Raw genomic sequence first — 15,185 nt, 5'->3', positions numbered from 1 at the left:
ATTACTGCTCTTGATACCTATAGGCTTCATGAAAGTCTTGCTTAGCATCGCCCGTCTTAAAATACGTGGTATAGGACTTGCGTGCATAATATACACTCACAGTTAGAGCGCCACTTTGTCCAATTTCTACCTGTTCTGGAACAAGTGCTTGAAAGCCATCATAAGAACGATTGGCAACCGCGTTTGTTTTTTCTCCAACCGTCCCTGTTAGGGTTTCATACTCTGCCAAGGACTCATCGTCATAACTACCGTCTATACTCTGCCGTATATAACTATATGTGATAAACATTATCACCTTACCCCCCTCCCCGAAAAAGGGCGGGTCCACCGTAAAAGTATATTTGAAATATTGTTATGTTTTAGCAGGTCTGGGTAAAGAAAAAGGGCTGGATAACCAGCCCTGCAAATGCTTGGTAGCCCGTACCGGATTCGAACCGGTGATCTCCGCCTTGAGAGGGCGGCGTCCTGAACCGCTAGACGAACGGGCCAAACTGTGAGGTAGGACTCTTGGCTGGGACGGAGGGAGTCGAACCCCCACTGACGGAACCAGAATCCGTTGTCCTACCATTAGACGACGTCCCAAGGGATACGTCCTACGCGCCTTGACGCGAGAACATACTTTACGGGATATACACCATTTGTGCAAGTCCTAATTTGAAAAAAATAGGCATGTTTTGGAAAAATTATTAAGACCGCAGGTCACATTCCATGACAAGTTTCATGCCAAGCGATAAAGCCAACTTCTTGAATACCTGTCTCATACCTGTCTCAATGCCATTTTAAGCATCTGTTATACCGAAGTTGTTCCCTGTATCCAAGCTAATTGGGCTTCTCGCGAGTTGTCTAGGCGGCCATGTACCACCTCACGCAACACACTTTCCAACATAGTGCCAATCCATGGCCCGGGACGGCCTCCTAACAGCTTTACAACATCGGTGCCGTTAACCGCTAAATCCTTTACGCGATACGGTGCGTGCTGTCCCACCAGCTCCCGCAATACGCGCTCGATTTTATCGATTTCCAACGCATACGAGCGATAAGGAGCCGCCTTGCCCATGGCATCCGCACGCTTAAGCGTAAGCAGCTCAAACGCCAGTGGAACAGCTTGACCAGGACAACGACTGTCCAAATCACTCATCATACGCAACACAGAATGACGCGTAGCCTTAACGGGCCTATCGTGGAATCGCACAAGGTTTACGCACGGTACAATCAAGCTGGTGGGAAGCGCAAACATACGCAACAATGACTCGGCTATTTGAGCACCAGCAGAAGGATGGCCAAAGAAGTGCCCCTGGCCCTTCTCGTCCATGGTAAACGTATGTGGCTTGCCAATATCATGCAACAAGGATGCCCAACGCAGCCGTTTAGAAGCAATGCCACCTGCAAAGCATTCCATGGCAGCAACTACCTGTATGGTGTGCTCATAGACGTCATAACAATGAAATGGGCTATTTTGCTCAAACCCCACCATAGGGGCAAGCGTTGGCACAGCTTCCAACAGCACGCTGCGCTGAGTACGCAAAGCCCATGCAAGATGCCCAGTGGCGATAATACCGTCAAGCTCATGACCAATTCGCTCGCGCGCAATATGAGCAAGCTCAGGTGCACATGCTTGCAGTGCACCTTGTGTAGCGGGTTCTACCTCAAAGCCCAAGCGCGCGGCAAAACGCACGGCACGCAACACGCGCAAAGCATCCTCGGTAAAACGGCGCCGTGGATTACCTACAGCACGAATACAACCAGCTTCGAGGTCCTTCTTGCCAGCATAGGGGTCAAGAAGCCCGCGTTGCGGATGGTAGGCCATGGCGTTAATAGTAAGGTCTCTGCGGGCAAGATCATCGAGGATAGAATCTACAAACTGAACGCTATCGGGGTGACGTAAATCAGAATAGCCAGACTCTACGCGATAAGTAGTTACTTCTATGGGGTGGCCCTGCACCACAGCTGTTACCGTACCATGCTGAACACCCGTGCAATGCACCTCTATATGTGCTGCTTTAAGCAGGCGCACAGACTCTTGCCACGGCGCATTAGTGCAGGCATCTACATCATGTGAGGGCATTCCCAAAAGAGCATCGCGTACCCAGCCACCAACCACCCAAGCCTCATAACCGCCCTGTTCCAAGACGGACAGCACACGCCAAGCATAGGCGGGCACATCAGTTGGCAAAATGTGGTGGCTCATACCCGCACCCTTAGCTCAAACAACAAACGAAGATAGTATGTACATAGTATACCGCGTATAACAAATGCGTGGTAACGGGCATAGAACGCATCAAGTACATGCTATTCTTCATATGGTACAACACGTTTGCAGGGAGGTTATTATGAACCAAGATACGTCGGTTACATTTGATGATATTGCTGCAGCCCGTAAAGACTTTGCTGCTGAGCGCGCCAATAGCGTAGCCAAAAATGCCGCAACTGCTCAAGGTATTCGCGCTGTTGCGCGCGTGCCTGAAGCCATTGCCAATAATGCCTTAGCTTTTGATGTAGAGGTAAAGCAGGGAGACCGCACTAACCAAGAGCGCTCTGGTCGCTGTTGGATGTTTGCCTCGCTCAACACCTTCCGTATTCGGGTTATGCAAAACTATAACCTTAAGACTTTTGAACTATCGCAGGCCTATCCCCTCTTTTGGGACAAGCTCGAGAAAAGCAACTGGTTTTTAGAGAACATCCTAGACACCACAGATGAGCCTCTTGAGGGTCGTCTGGTGAACTATCTCTTGTTTGATCCAATTTGTGACGGTGGCCAATGGGACATGTTTAAGGGCCTTGTCAAGAAGTATGGTGTATGCCCCAAAGAGGCCATGCCAGAAACTGCTAACTCATGTAACACGCGTGATTTAGACAGATACCTTACCCGTTATTTACGCGGCTGTGCCAAACGCTTGCGCGAAACCAACGCCGCAGGCGCTTCTTCAGAGGATTTAACTGCTATGAAGAAGGAAATGATGAGCGAGATTTATCGCATGCTCGTCATTGCTTTGGGCGAGCCTCCCACACACTTTGAGGTACGTTTGCGTGATAAAGACGATAAGCTCGTACTTTCTGGCACATTTACCCCACAAGAGTTCTTTGAGAAAGCCGTTCGCATCAAGGTGGATGACTATGTCTCTTTAATCTCTGCTGCAACGACAGACAAGCCCTATAATCGCAGCTTTACTGTTTCTCGCCTTGGTAACATAGTTGAGTTTGGTCAAGTTCGTCACCTCAACCTTCCCATTAATCAGCTTAAGCGCGTAGCCATAGCACAGATGAAAGACAACGTACCTGTATGGTTTGGCTGCGATGTCATGCAGTCGTATCTGCAAGACGAAGGCATTATGGATACCGCCGCTTTGGACGTAGACGGCCTATTTGGCTTTGCCGTTGAAGCAGCCCTTAATCGAGAAGAGCGCCTAGACTACGGCGAATCTCTTATGACCCATGCCATGGTTTTGGAAGGCGTGCGCTTTGATGCTCATGGCAAACCCACCATGTGGAAGGTAGAAAACAGCTGGGGCAAAGACCATGGTCGCGACGGCTTTGACACCATCTCTGATGCCTGGTTTGATGAGTATGTATACCAAGTTGTAGTAGACAAGAAGTATCTAACAGACGAGCAGCGCGCACAGTACGATGCTCACGACGACATAGAGCTTGCGCCTTGGGACCCCATGGGCTCACTCGCTCACTAAGGAGACAAACATATGAGCTTATCAACTATTACCCCAGATTGGGCCACTTCTCAAAACGCATCCTTTGCTACAGACCGCGCCAACCGTGTGGCACGTAATGCGGTTACCAGTATGGATGTCATGGCTGCTGCACGTGACTACAATCGCATGCGCACCTATCACGATACCTACAGCGTAGAGCTCAAGACTGCCAACATTACCAACCAGTGCCACAGCGGACGCTGCTGGATGTTTAGCGCTTATAACGTAGCTCGTGTAGCCACCATGAAACTTCTTGATGTGGATACCTTTGAGTTTTCCCAGGCCTATGGCATGTTTTATGACAAGCTTGAGAAGGCAAACGCCATGTTGGAAAACATCATTCGTCTTGCCGATAAGCCCTGCGATGACCGTGAGCTCATGAGCGTTTTGTCCACTGGTATGGATGACGGTGGTTACTGGATTTTTGCCATGAACCTCATTGCCAAATGGGGTCTTGTTCCTAAAGATGTCATGCCAGAAACTGCATGCACCAAATCTTCTGCTCAAATGGATGCGCAGCTTGAGCGCCTTTTGCGCAAGGACGCTTCCATCTTGCGTAAAGAGTTTGCTGCAGGTGCTTCACGCCAGCAACTCCAAGAGCATAAGCAAGAGATGCTTGTAGATGTATACAAGATGCTCTCCATTTGCTTAGGTGAGCCTCCCACCCACTTTGATTTTGAAGTGCGTGTAGGCAAAAAATGCAAGGTAGATGCCACAAAGCTTAGTAACATTCTTCCTGCTTCTGAGTATGCAGATGACAAGGACACAAAGCGCTTACTTCGCGACATTAACATTACTCCTCAGGAGTTTGCGCAGCGCTATGTGCCCTTCAATCCCTATGAGTACGCAGAGATTGTTTGCATACCTACCAGCGATTCTAAACTCAATACCCCCTATCATGTTCGCGCTATTGACAGCGTAGAGGGCGGCCGTCCTAACCGCTTCCTTAATGTTGAGCAATCCATACTAGAGCAAGCAGCCATTGCCCAGCTTAAGGCTGGTGAGCCTGTAAGTATGGCATGCGATGTTATGCAGGAATATCCTCGCCATATTGAGGACTTCAAAGGCATCCTAACTATGGATGGCGTAGATTTAGACGGTCTCTTTGGTATGGACTTGAGCATGGACCGCACGGATATGCTCGACATACACGAGACATGCCTGACCCATGCTATGACCTTCCAGGGCGTAGAGCTTAACGATAAAGGCCAACTTGTTGCCTGGCGTGTAGAAAACAGCTGGGGTAAGGACTCTGGCAAAGACGGATACCTGTACATGAGTGCTGAATGGTTCCGTATATACGGTGGTGAAGTTGTGGTACGCCGTGAATACTTGCCCGCAGAAATACGTGAGCTGTGGGACAGCGCTCCTGCCGAAGAGTGCGACCCTTGGAGCGGCTTTGCGTTAGGCATGGGACAAGGTAAGTAAGTTACTTATCGGATTCATACACATCAGCCGTCTCTCAGATGAGGGACGGCTGATTTTTTTACCATATAAGACGCTCTGTAACCCAAGAGCAGCGTATATTTTGCACCGCTTAGTACTGAGGCGTTTCCTTAAGTTCCCTCAAAATACTAAACAGTCCTCTTGCATAGGCAGGATCCATGGCCCATGTGCCCGTAAGACCAGAGATGGTTGGTGCAGAACCGCGCTTTGGCGTAAGGTACTTAAAGCGATTATCCACACATGCATTATTAAGTGCATCGGTGCTTGCATAGCCCTTAAGATGCTGGACTTGGGCGCGCAAACCATAGCGCACACCTTCAGCACCGTAGCCGCTAAAGTCCTCACCTCGGACGCCACCGCCAACAGCACCAAGGCCAGCAAAATTGCACTGCCAGTTCTTTACGTCACCGCCAAATTGCAACCAGCCTGTCTCATGCATGGCCTGTGCAAAAACTACCTCGGCACGCACGCCTTCAGCAGCTGCCTCTTCCATAACAAGCTGACAGAACTTCTCGATAGTTGGGGCGCCATAAGCGCTGTACACAGAACTGGGATACTGCTTGCCTATCTGCTTATACAGAGCAACCATCTGACGTGCGGTGACCGTGGAATTGCCCATAATGGTGTATGTCTCGGAGCTTATGTCCTCGTCTACGGAAGGAGGATTGGGCAAATCCGGGTTAGGGTCGACGGGGTTCTCGGAATTAGACTGGTAATCAGGGGTAAATGGAACGTCATTTTGAGATTCATCAGCATGAGGAGTATCAGAACCGCCGCCATAGTACTCCTTTGCATACTGCTCAATGGCGTTTGCCAAGGCATCTGCAATTATAAATTTACGCTGCTGGTATACATACATATCGTTTGCATTGGTCACAAATGCAATCTCAAGAAGCGTTGCAGGTAGATGGCCTTTCTTGCCACTAATAACAGCAATTTCTTGTGTATTCATACCACGGTTTCTTAGGCCAACGGAAGCCTTGAGGGCCTCATGCATAGCACTTTGGAACTCAAGAGAACCAGGCTCGGCATTACAGGCATGCCTAAAACTCTCAAAACCCGTGGCAGTAGCATTCGGTGAAGCATTAAAGTGAATGGATAGCAGCGTTGTGCAACCATGATCGCGTGCAGCCTCTTGACGACGATCAAAATTAACGCCGTCATCCTGGGACTTACGATACGCAATACCCTTTTTATCTAAACGTAGAGCGATAAGGTCCACGAGTTCATGAGTAAGATCCGCTTCACGATAGTTAGGGGTGGTAGCACCAGGATCCCAGCCGTTCGGGGCACTGTAACCGTGACCAGCATCAAGATACAAACGGAATGTACCAGTATGTTGCTGAGTAGCAGCACTTACCCGGAAAAAGTTCCAACCCTGAGCAACACCACCATGATAGGCATACAGCTCTACGTTGGTTGAGTTAACTGCATGACCACCAGTCACGTCAATAACATAGTTGGGGTTAAGGGCGGAGCGCAACACAAAATAGCCCTTGATATTCCACTCTACATACCAGTGCTGATTGGAACCGCCATTGGAGGCGTATTGCAAAATATTAGAGCCATTCTTGACCTCATTGTTATACAGGTCAAGTACCTTACCTGAGGAAACATTGGTAAATACGTATGCGCCACTTGCTAGGCGTCGAACGGTCCATTTTTGAGCAGCAGAGTGGTTGCGCGTATAAATCTGAACGTTTGCACCGTTTTGGGATGAACCACCATCTACGTCCAAAGCCATGTTATTGCCTACAGCAGCGTTAATCTCATAAGTACCGTTTTCCAGCTCAATTGCCTGAGACAAAGTCCACTGCTGGTTGGTGCCACCATGAGCAAGCCACATACCTACAGAGGTACCAGAGGCATACACATTGTTTGTAATATCTAAGACAGTATCAGAAAGTTCATTCTTAAACTGCAAGTTACCCTGTACAAAACTCACTACCCAATGAGCAGAAGACGTGGTGGAAGAAGCACTTAAGTGCACCTTGCCATTCAGGGTATTTACGTAGGCGCCCGTATCCAAAGACTGCAGGGTGTAGGTGTTATCCTTGCCCCCAACTTTTCTTATAGCCCATTTCTGATTAAGACGCTTAGCATTAGAGGCAATGGTTAGAGATGCACCATCTGTAGTAAGTGCCATAGTCTTGCTGCCAGCTGCGGCAACAGAATATAAGCCACTGGGAATGATGTCAGTAATCTTTTCTATCCTAAACTTCTGAGTATCGGAAGGATACGTGCTAAAGCTGGTTAGATACAGATTTGCCTCATTGGCAGGATCGCCATTAATGTCTAGGAGCAAACCAGTCGAAACACTCCTAAAGGAGTAGGTGCCATCAGCATTGCGAATAATGGCAAACTGCTGGTTCTTATCGTCGGCGTGGGTCTCCCAGAACTGTGCATTATTGCCAGAGGTTGGGTTGTCACCATTAGAGGCTAACGCAATATTGCCTCGCAACGATTTAAGTAAGAAGTAACCATTTTTGGCGGCAGGCTCAAACATAAATGCTTGGTTAGCACCGTTGTTCTTAGTGTACAACTGGGCATTCGTACCATTAGCTGTCTTACCTGCGTACACATCTACTGCATAGCTTGGATTGGCAGATGAAACAATACGGTACATTGCATTTGGATCAAGGGAGTGTGCAACCTCTAGGTCTGTTTGTGGAACGTGAATGTCCAATGACGTAAAACGCCAACGCTGGTTAGCGCCATCATGAACGCCGTACAGCTCAATGTTTGCGTTGTTATTAGTCTGAGACGCATGCAAATCAACTGCAAACTTGGGGTTAATTGCCGATAAAATCTTGTAGGTGCCATCAGCCATCTTAACAATAAGCCAACGCTGTGCCATGGAATCATTAGCGTCCCACTGCTGTACGTTTACACCGTTAGCAGCCATACCACCATTTGCATCAAGTGCTTTACCAGAATACTTGTTGGTAAGTTTTGCCAGGCCGTCCTTATCGTACGACACATGCCAGACCTGCGTTTTATGACGAGTGGTCTGCCAGAGCAATACGTTAGAACCAGACTCAGCAGTAGGATAGTCCACATCTACTGCCTTGCCATCAGTTACCTTGGTCTCTATCAGGTAATCGCCTTCGGGAAGGCGATTATTGTCCTGAGCCTGCTTAGCCTCACGCAAGGCACCCGTTACATTTTCTAAAACCCATTTTTGATTGTTGCCGCCGTTATTGGTATACAGCTGCACATTGGTACCATTAGCTGTCTTGCCTGCATATAAATCAAGTGAAAATGTTGGATCTACAGCTGACACAATGGAATAGCTGCCATCAGCCATGCGATTCAAAATCCACTTTTGTCCATCGGTATAATTGGGTTGGTATTGTTGTACGTTAGCCTCATTAAAAGGTTGGCCATCAGCTATATCTAAAGCTTTATTGGTTGCCTCGTTAATAAACAGGTAATGCTCGCCATTACGAATAAGACGCCAACGCTGGTTAGCACCATTATTCTTTTTCCAGAGCAGTACGTTAGCACCATCTGCCTTAGAGCCCCAGGCAACGTCTAAAACTTTATCGGGCGCTACCTTAGAGTGGATGTAGTACACATCCCCTTCAACCAAATTATCATCATAGTTTGCGGCAGCAGCGGCACGAGGAGCTGCTGCACGTTTTTTTGCGGTGGCCTGCTCATCTTGTTGAGCTGCCAAAGCACCATCAGTGCTGTTGGTACTGTTAGTGTCATCAGCTTTGTTTGCATCCTCATAAGCAAGCAAAGGTTCGGCTACAGAAACTGCACGTGCCACTACAGAGTCACTCTGGTCTGCCACAGCATCCTTACTTTGCGCTTCAGCAAGAACCGTGGTTGTATCTGCTTGCACGGTTTGTGTTGCCTGTGCAGCTGGTGCAGCCGCCGCGGACTGCTGAGCAGCAGAATCCGTAGCGGCACGTGCCACACTAGGCACGCTGAGCACAACAAGCAACGCTACGCCACATATGAGCGAGCACGCTGTCCACAGCATCTTATTACGAGCTTGTCTTTCCAAATACTTCATAACGCTCCGAATCTAATGTGCATGCTACACAGCAACTATGCACAATCTCAGGGCTTATAGTTTGCAGTCATTTATCGCGTAGTACAACTGCCATAAGTAACCAGGCGCTAACTTTATACAGACCGATAATTACAGAGAAGGTCAACATTTTATACACAAAGTCAAAACTGTATGCTCTTAGGTTTCAGCTAACTCTGGCTTGTTGTATGTGCGTATCTATACCATGCACTTTTTATACCATGTATACAATGCCCCATCCCCTATAATGCAAGGCAACAACACGCCCTAGTTCTCGGGCAAAATCTCTATGCGCTGTCCGTCTGGGTCTACAATAAAATACAAACCCATCTTGGGATTTTCTTTTTGAATGCAACCCATCTCTTCATGCAAAGCATGAGCTGCCTCAATATCGTCCACCCTAAAGGCAATATGGATATCCATTCCGCCATTCTCATAGGGCGTTGTACGACCACGATTCCAAGTAAGCTCAATCTCAAAACCAGACTGAGGGTCAACCATAAAGGTGTTTGACCAGCTCCCATCCTCAGGACCCGAAACACGCGCCACAACTAACCCCAAGGCCTTTTGATAAAACGCTACCGTAGCATCTCTATCAAGCACATGGGTACAACGATGAACAAAACGTGCCTTCATAGTAGGCTCCTTACTGCTTTGTTGCATTTTAAGTTTGTTTAGCATCTATATAATTTTACTCGCCTTGTCATCAAAAAGCATGCTCAGGATATGTTTTTTCTCCTACAACCTGCGCCGTAGATACAATAGAGGTACTCAGAACTTGCATAAAACCAAGTAAGTCCCAAAAGCAAGTCAATCATTTTGTACGATAAGGAGCGCTCATGAACGTCTTGGTTGTTGTAGATATGCAAAATGACTTTGTAACCCATGCGCTGGGCACACCCGAAGCACGCGCTATCGTACCTGCTGTTATGGCACGCATTGCCACCGCTCAACAAACTAACGAGAAGATTATCTTTACGCGTGACACCCATCACAGCAACTATCTATCCACACAAGAAGGCACCAATCTACCTGTACCACATTGCTTATATGGCAGCGAGGGGTGGCAAATTATTCCCGAGCTTGCAGAGGTTGCCAATGCTGCAGATGTACGCATTTTTGATAAGCCCAGTTTTGGCAGCATGGAACTCGCAGCATACCTTACACAGCTCAATGCAAAGGCACCTCTTCAAAAGATTACCTTCATTGGCCTGTGCACAGACATTTGCGTTATCTCTAATGCGCTGCTCGCAAAAGCTGCCGTACCTGAAGTTCCTATCGTTGTAAAGAAAAACTGTTGTGCAGGGGTTACGCCACAAAGCCATGAACGTGCACTTGGTGCTCTGGAAAGTTGCCAGATTATCGTGCAGTAAAGACAGGTTCTGCAATTGTGCAAAGGTCTTCCCCATGAGCAAACTCACGCAGAGCCGCCACAAAGGGTTGCTCTAAACCAGAGGCAAAGCTCAAGGTAAGCTGCACTTCATTGGTGAAAAGAGCCTCATGTTGTTTGCCGCCAGCAGCTTGTGCCATATGCAAAACTCGATCATAGGCAGCATAAGGAATACAGCACGTTACATAGGTAGTAAGTCCCATAACAACTATATGGTTTGCAGTTTGAGCGTCTGCTACCGCAGCTTGTGCCGCTGCGGTATAAGCACGAACTAAACCACCAGGGCCCAAAAGAGTGCCACCAAAATATCGAGTTACAACACAGCATATGTCTGCTAAGCCAGCACCATGCAAGACATCAAAAACCGGCATACCAGCGGTACGAGATGGCTCCCCATCATCAGAAAAACGCTCACGCCCATCTGCCAATATCCACGCAAAAACAGTATGGCGTGCGTCATGATAGCGAGCCCTTAAAGAAGCAATATACTCCTCAGCAGCAGCTTCTGAAGATAAGTGTGTAAGTGCCGCAAGAAAACGACTACGACGATCTACAAACTCCGCCGTATGCACTACGTCAGAAACAAGTGTCTTATATTCTTGCTTCATTTGCAATTAACCCTACTCGTTATTGTTATCACCAGTGTCTACCCTGGCAGCGCTGTGAGTACCACCATCTTAAAACCGTGCATATGCCAAATTAAAGTACATGCACGGTTTACTATAACGCGTATTGCCATAAGGTATGTAATGAGATATGTGCTCTAGATTACAGAAATAGCTCCTGTTGCAATCTGATACACAGAAACCAACATGGTACCCACAATAATCAAGGCAATAATCTTATCCGCCATGGTAGGCAAAATCTTCTTGTCTTGTGTCTTTTCTCCCCAAGCATAGAGCAATATGCCTGGCGTAAACAAAATGGTGGTAATCATAATGCCCGTCACACCGCAAGACCACACCAAAAAGAGCGCGTATACGCAGCCCAAGGTACCAAAGAAGCGAGCTTGTGCTACGCTGCCAGCACCGTCATCCCCCATGTATTTGTTTTGCCATGCAATCTTTGCAAAATACAAGGTAGATGCCACATAGGGAACAAGAATTGTGCAGACCGCACAGTTGTACATAAACTGATACGTAGACGTAGCAAACACAGCCAAAATCAAGAACAGCTGGGTAATGCCAGAAGAAACAATCAGGGTAACAAGAGGAGATCCCGCCGTATTTGAGCGTGCAAATACCTTGGGAAACGTGCCCATCTTTGCTGCCTCATAGGGAGTCTCGGCATTAATAATTACATAGCCCAACATAGCGCCCAACAAGGACAACACAACGCCCAAATTAACAACGGCGGCGCCTATAGGACCAATAGCGGCTTCCAACACACCCGCCATAGAAGGCGTTGCCAGCTCCGCCATCTGCGCACGAGGCACCACGCCCATACTGAGCACAGAAATGAGCATGTACAGCACAAAAATAAAGACAAAGCCAATGATGGTAGAGCGTCCAACATCTTTTGCTAAACGAGCGCGGCCAGAAATAACAACAGAAGCCTCAATACCCGTAAAAATCCAGACTAATGCCACCATAGTAGAAACAACTTGCTCGTAAAAGCCTGGTCCACCAGGCTCACCCATAAAGTTGTCCATAAAAATGGACGGGTCAAACTTGCCAAGCAGCAAAATGGATACAATAAACAAGCCAAGCGGGATAATCTTTACCACGGTTACAAAAATATTGAGCTTTGCTGCCTCCTTAACGCCTTTAGCTGCCAACCATACCAACAGCCACAAATACGCAGACGCACATATGCAGGAAAGCAAGTTATTACCGCTCTCAAATGGCTTAAAGAAATATCCTAATGCCGAGAAAAGCAATAAAGCGAATGAGACATTGGATAGGCAGCCAGAAATCCAGTACCCGTAGGCAGAAATAAACCCAACAAAGTCACCAAAGCCAGCGGCAGCATAGGCATAAATACCGCCCGTAAGATCAGGACGAGCGCGCGATAAACCAAAGAAGCACATGGCCAAAGCCAACACACCCACAAAACAAATGCCCCAGCTTACCAGCACAGCACCGGTATGAGCTCCTCCAGCTGCCAAATCTCCTGCAAGCGAGAATATACCACCGCAAATACTGGCGGTAATAACCATCATAGACAGACGCAACAAGCCCATTCCGTGAGGGTCAATAATCTTATTGCCCTGCTCATCCACAAGAAGTTCAGTCGCGTCATGTGTTGTCGTAGTAGGTTTTTCCATCGTAAAGCCCCCTTCTGTAATACAGAGCTGCACGAACCTCACAAGCAAAGGTCCATGCAGCTCTTGGGGATTACAAATTCATATTAGAAGCGCAAACCAAGGCAGGACAGACCACCATCGAGCTTACGATACTCGGAAGTATCCACCACAATGGTTTTATAGCCAGCATCCTGAACAGCCTTTAGCACCGTGGGATATCCTTCTGCAACAATAACGGTACCGTTCATCCAAATGCAGTTGGCACCATAGGCTTCCTCTTCTGGAACCACAATCTTGTTATATTGCGCAAACTCGGGCTTATCGATAAACTCGCCGGAAACCAGCATGTTGTTATCTTCGATATAGTTAACACCCGTCTTAAGATGCAGGACCTTCTCGAGAGGAACTTCTACGCATGTAAGGCCCCACTCTTCTAGAATGGCAGCAAACTGACGAATGCCCTCTTCATTGGTGCGCTTAGACCTACCAACATAGAAGGTGTCTCCAACCATCATGACATCTCCGCCTTCAAGCGTACCGGGAGAAGTAATGTGACGGATTTTATCATAGTCAAAGAAACGATGAAGTACGGGCTCAAGAAGCGCAGCTTCCCCGCGGCGGCTATCCGCACCAGGGTTATCTACAATAACGCCGCAACGCGTAATAACGCAGGTATCCTCCACAAAGCAGCTGTCTGGATATTCCTCAGATGCCGGCAAAACCGTTACGTCTACACCGCAGCGAGTCAGCGCATCGATGTAGTCATTATGCTCTTCGAGGGCACGATCATAGTCAGGCTTGCCCAACTCAGGAGCAGAGGTAATACCATCAAGCAAAGAGTGGCTCGGACGACGAACAATGCAGTGCGTAAACTTGGTCATGTTATAACCCCTTTCCTCAAGAACTACCATAAGAATGACTTCAAACTGCGATGCTAATGTCCTCATGCATCCACGTTATGTTTGGATTGCGCGTAGACATTACATCTGCACGTTCAACATATCGTGAGCTTGCAACTGCTATGTACACTGTGAACTTGAGCGGTATAATTTGAGCTGTAAACGGCTTAAATACTATGATTTACCTTTACTTTTTTGTTTATATAAACAAAAATGTTGATTGTATACAATTTGCGTTTATATACATCCAATGGAGGTGAGCGCGGACGTGCCACAAGATAGATACCTCTCCCTCAAAGACCATGTGTATGCTCACATTGCCAACCTCATTAACAAGGGCATGCTCAGCGAGTTTGAGCATATTAGCGAGCAAAGCATTGCAGATGCTCTTTCGGTAAGCCGAACCCCCGTTAGAGAAGCCCTTATGCAATTGAGTGATGAGGGCTATTTAGAACGCGTTCCTCGTAAAGGATTTGTGGTTCGTGGCTTTGACGAATCCGCTGCCAGAGAAGTGTTTGAAATCCTTGGTCCTTTGGATGGTCGAGCAGCCCTTCTTGCTGCAGGACGAATGAGCGACAATGACATTGCGCAGCTGAGCTTCTTATGTAATAGCATGCAATTAGCTATAAACAGTGGACTGTATGACAGATACGATGACTTGCAACGTGAGTTCCATCAGACGTATGTGCTTAAGTGTGGTAACTCTCGCCTATCCAACTACATAGAAGAACTCAACCGCTTTTTTATGAAGCGCGCGTATTTGCAAGAAGATCCAGAGGTTCTTGAAGCTAATGCTCGCAAAGCTAATAAAGAGCATGCCCATATAGTGGCGCTATTTAAAAAGCGCGATGGCAGTGATCTGCAAAAATACATTCGTGATGTGCACTGGTCTTTAGATAACGCTAAGTACTTGTCGTGGTAAAGAAGACAGGTGTTTTTTATGGTTAAGCCACATGACAAACACAAGAAGGATACCGCAAGACGTGGTACAATCGCTAACGCGAAGTGAGCTCGACGATTGCGGGGGTGGCTCAAGCTGCCCATGAGGAAAGTCCGGGCTCCACAGGGCAGGATGCTGGCTAACGGCCAGGCGGGGTGACCCGACGGAAAGCGCCGCAGAAAAGAAGACTCCCACTGCTCACTTGCGTACAGGCAGGTGAGTAAGAGAAAAGCTGAAACGGTAGTGTAAGAGACTACCAGCGTCGTAGTAATACGGCGGCTTGGCAAGCCCCATCCGGAGCAAGCGCAAATAGGAACGCTATGATGTTGCCCGCAGAGCGTTCGGGTTGCGTGCTAGAGGGCGTTGGTAACAACGTTCGTAGATAAATGATCGTCCTCGACAGAACCCGGCTCATAGGCTCACTTCGCTTTTTTCTTCATGCTTCTATAGCCTCATGCCTCTACAGCCATAAATACCAGCTTTTGTATAGCTCTCATAGCTCTCTGACCTATGTCGGTG

General features: G+C 47.8%; 11 protein-coding genes, 2 tRNA genes and 1 other RNA gene. 5 read left to right on the top strand and 9 right to left on the bottom strand.

From position 1 onward, the window contains the following. Position 1: 1 nt before the first annotated feature. From HMPREF1091_RS03800 to HMPREF1091_RS03785, 4 genes are all read right to left on the bottom strand, one after another. Positions 2 to 289, bottom strand: coding sequence for a hypothetical protein (locus tag HMPREF1091_RS03800; RefSeq protein WP_021736188.1), 288 nt, complete (start codon positions 287 to 289; stop codon positions 2 to 4). A 122-nt stretch (positions 290 to 411) separates the two neighbouring features. After that, positions 412 to 488, bottom strand: a tRNA-Glu gene (locus tag HMPREF1091_RS03795). 20 nt (positions 489 to 508) lie between these two features. Next, positions 509 to 582 (bottom strand) — tRNA-Gln (locus HMPREF1091_RS03790). A 208-nt stretch (positions 583 to 790) separates the two neighbouring features. Next, positions 791 to 2,188, bottom strand: a complete 1,398-nt coding sequence (locus HMPREF1091_RS03785; protein WP_002563510.1) for a CCA tRNA nucleotidyltransferase — start codon at positions 2,186 to 2,188, stop codon at positions 791 to 793. A 142-nt stretch (positions 2,189 to 2,330) separates the two neighbouring features. Between HMPREF1091_RS03785 and HMPREF1091_RS03780 the strand changes: the two genes are divergently transcribed. Both HMPREF1091_RS03780 and HMPREF1091_RS03775 read left to right on the top strand, forming a co-directional pair. Next, entirely contained in the window at positions 2,331 to 3,683 is a 1,353-nt protein-coding gene (locus HMPREF1091_RS03780) for a C1 family peptidase (RefSeq protein WP_002563509.1), read from the top strand. A gap of 12 nt (positions 3,684 to 3,695) precedes the next feature. Further along, positions 3,696 to 5,132: a C1 family peptidase gene (locus HMPREF1091_RS03775; protein ID WP_002563508.1), complete on the top strand. Its 1,437-nt coding sequence runs from the start codon at positions 3,696 to 3,698 to the stop codon at positions 5,130 to 5,132. A gap of 109 nt (positions 5,133 to 5,241) precedes the next feature. On the opposite strand, the gene HMPREF1091_RS08025 is transcribed toward HMPREF1091_RS03775, so the two are convergent. Continuing rightward, positions 5,242 to 9,174: an RICIN domain-containing protein gene (locus HMPREF1091_RS08025; RefSeq protein WP_002563507.1), complete on the bottom strand. Its 3,933-nt coding sequence runs from the start codon at positions 9,172 to 9,174 to the stop codon at positions 5,242 to 5,244. Positions 9,175 to 9,459: 285 nt separating this feature from the next. Further along, complete coding sequence (locus HMPREF1091_RS03765; RefSeq protein WP_002563506.1) at positions 9,460 to 9,828, bottom strand: VOC family protein; 369 nt, start codon at positions 9,826 to 9,828, stop codon at positions 9,460 to 9,462. 203 nt (positions 9,829 to 10,031) lie between these two features. Here HMPREF1091_RS03765 and HMPREF1091_RS03760 point away from each other — a divergent pair, with 203 nt between their 5' ends. After that, on the top strand, positions 10,032 to 10,565 hold the full coding sequence (locus HMPREF1091_RS03760; protein WP_002563505.1) for a cysteine hydrolase family protein: 534 nt from the start codon (positions 10,032 to 10,034) through the stop codon (positions 10,563 to 10,565). On the opposite strand, the gene HMPREF1091_RS03755 is transcribed toward HMPREF1091_RS03760, so the two are convergent. From HMPREF1091_RS03755 to HMPREF1091_RS03745, 3 genes are all read right to left on the bottom strand, one after another. Continuing rightward, on the bottom strand, positions 10,552 to 11,190 hold the full coding sequence (locus HMPREF1091_RS03755; protein WP_002563504.1) for an IMPACT family protein: 639 nt from the start codon (positions 11,188 to 11,190) through the stop codon (positions 10,552 to 10,554). The two genes, HMPREF1091_RS03760 and HMPREF1091_RS03755, sit on opposite strands and share 14 nt — an antisense overlap. Positions 11,191 to 11,345: 155 nt before the next feature. Next, the gene (locus HMPREF1091_RS03750) at positions 11,346 to 12,848 is read right to left on the bottom strand and encodes a basic amino acid/polyamine antiporter (RefSeq protein WP_002563503.1); all 1,503 of its coding nucleotides are present in this window, start codon (positions 12,846 to 12,848) and stop codon (positions 11,346 to 11,348) included. Positions 12,849 to 12,931: 83 nt separating this feature from the next. Then, positions 12,932 to 13,708, bottom strand: a complete 777-nt coding sequence (locus HMPREF1091_RS03745; RefSeq protein WP_002563502.1) for a dimethylarginine dimethylaminohydrolase family protein — start codon at positions 13,706 to 13,708, stop codon at positions 12,932 to 12,934. Positions 13,709 to 13,994: 286 nt separating this feature from the next. On the opposite strand from HMPREF1091_RS03745, the gene HMPREF1091_RS03740 reads away from it, so the two are divergent. Further along, positions 13,995 to 14,648, top strand: a complete 654-nt coding sequence (locus HMPREF1091_RS03740; protein ID WP_002563501.1) for a GntR family transcriptional regulator — start codon at positions 13,995 to 13,997, stop codon at positions 14,646 to 14,648. Between the two features lie 80 nt (positions 14,649 to 14,728). Continuing rightward, positions 14,729 to 15,096, top strand: an RNA gene (gene rnpB, locus HMPREF1091_RS08115) — RNase P RNA component class A. Positions 15,097 to 15,185: the final 89 nt, after the last annotated feature.

The sequence above is a fragment of the Atopobium minutum 10063974 genome (genome assembly GCF_000364325.1).
Classification (GTDB): domain Bacteria; phylum Actinomycetota; class Coriobacteriia; order Coriobacteriales; family Atopobiaceae; genus Atopobium; species Atopobium minutum.
The sequence above is the reverse complement of the archived record's forward strand: the minus strand, read 5'-3'. Positions and strand labels throughout refer to the sequence as shown.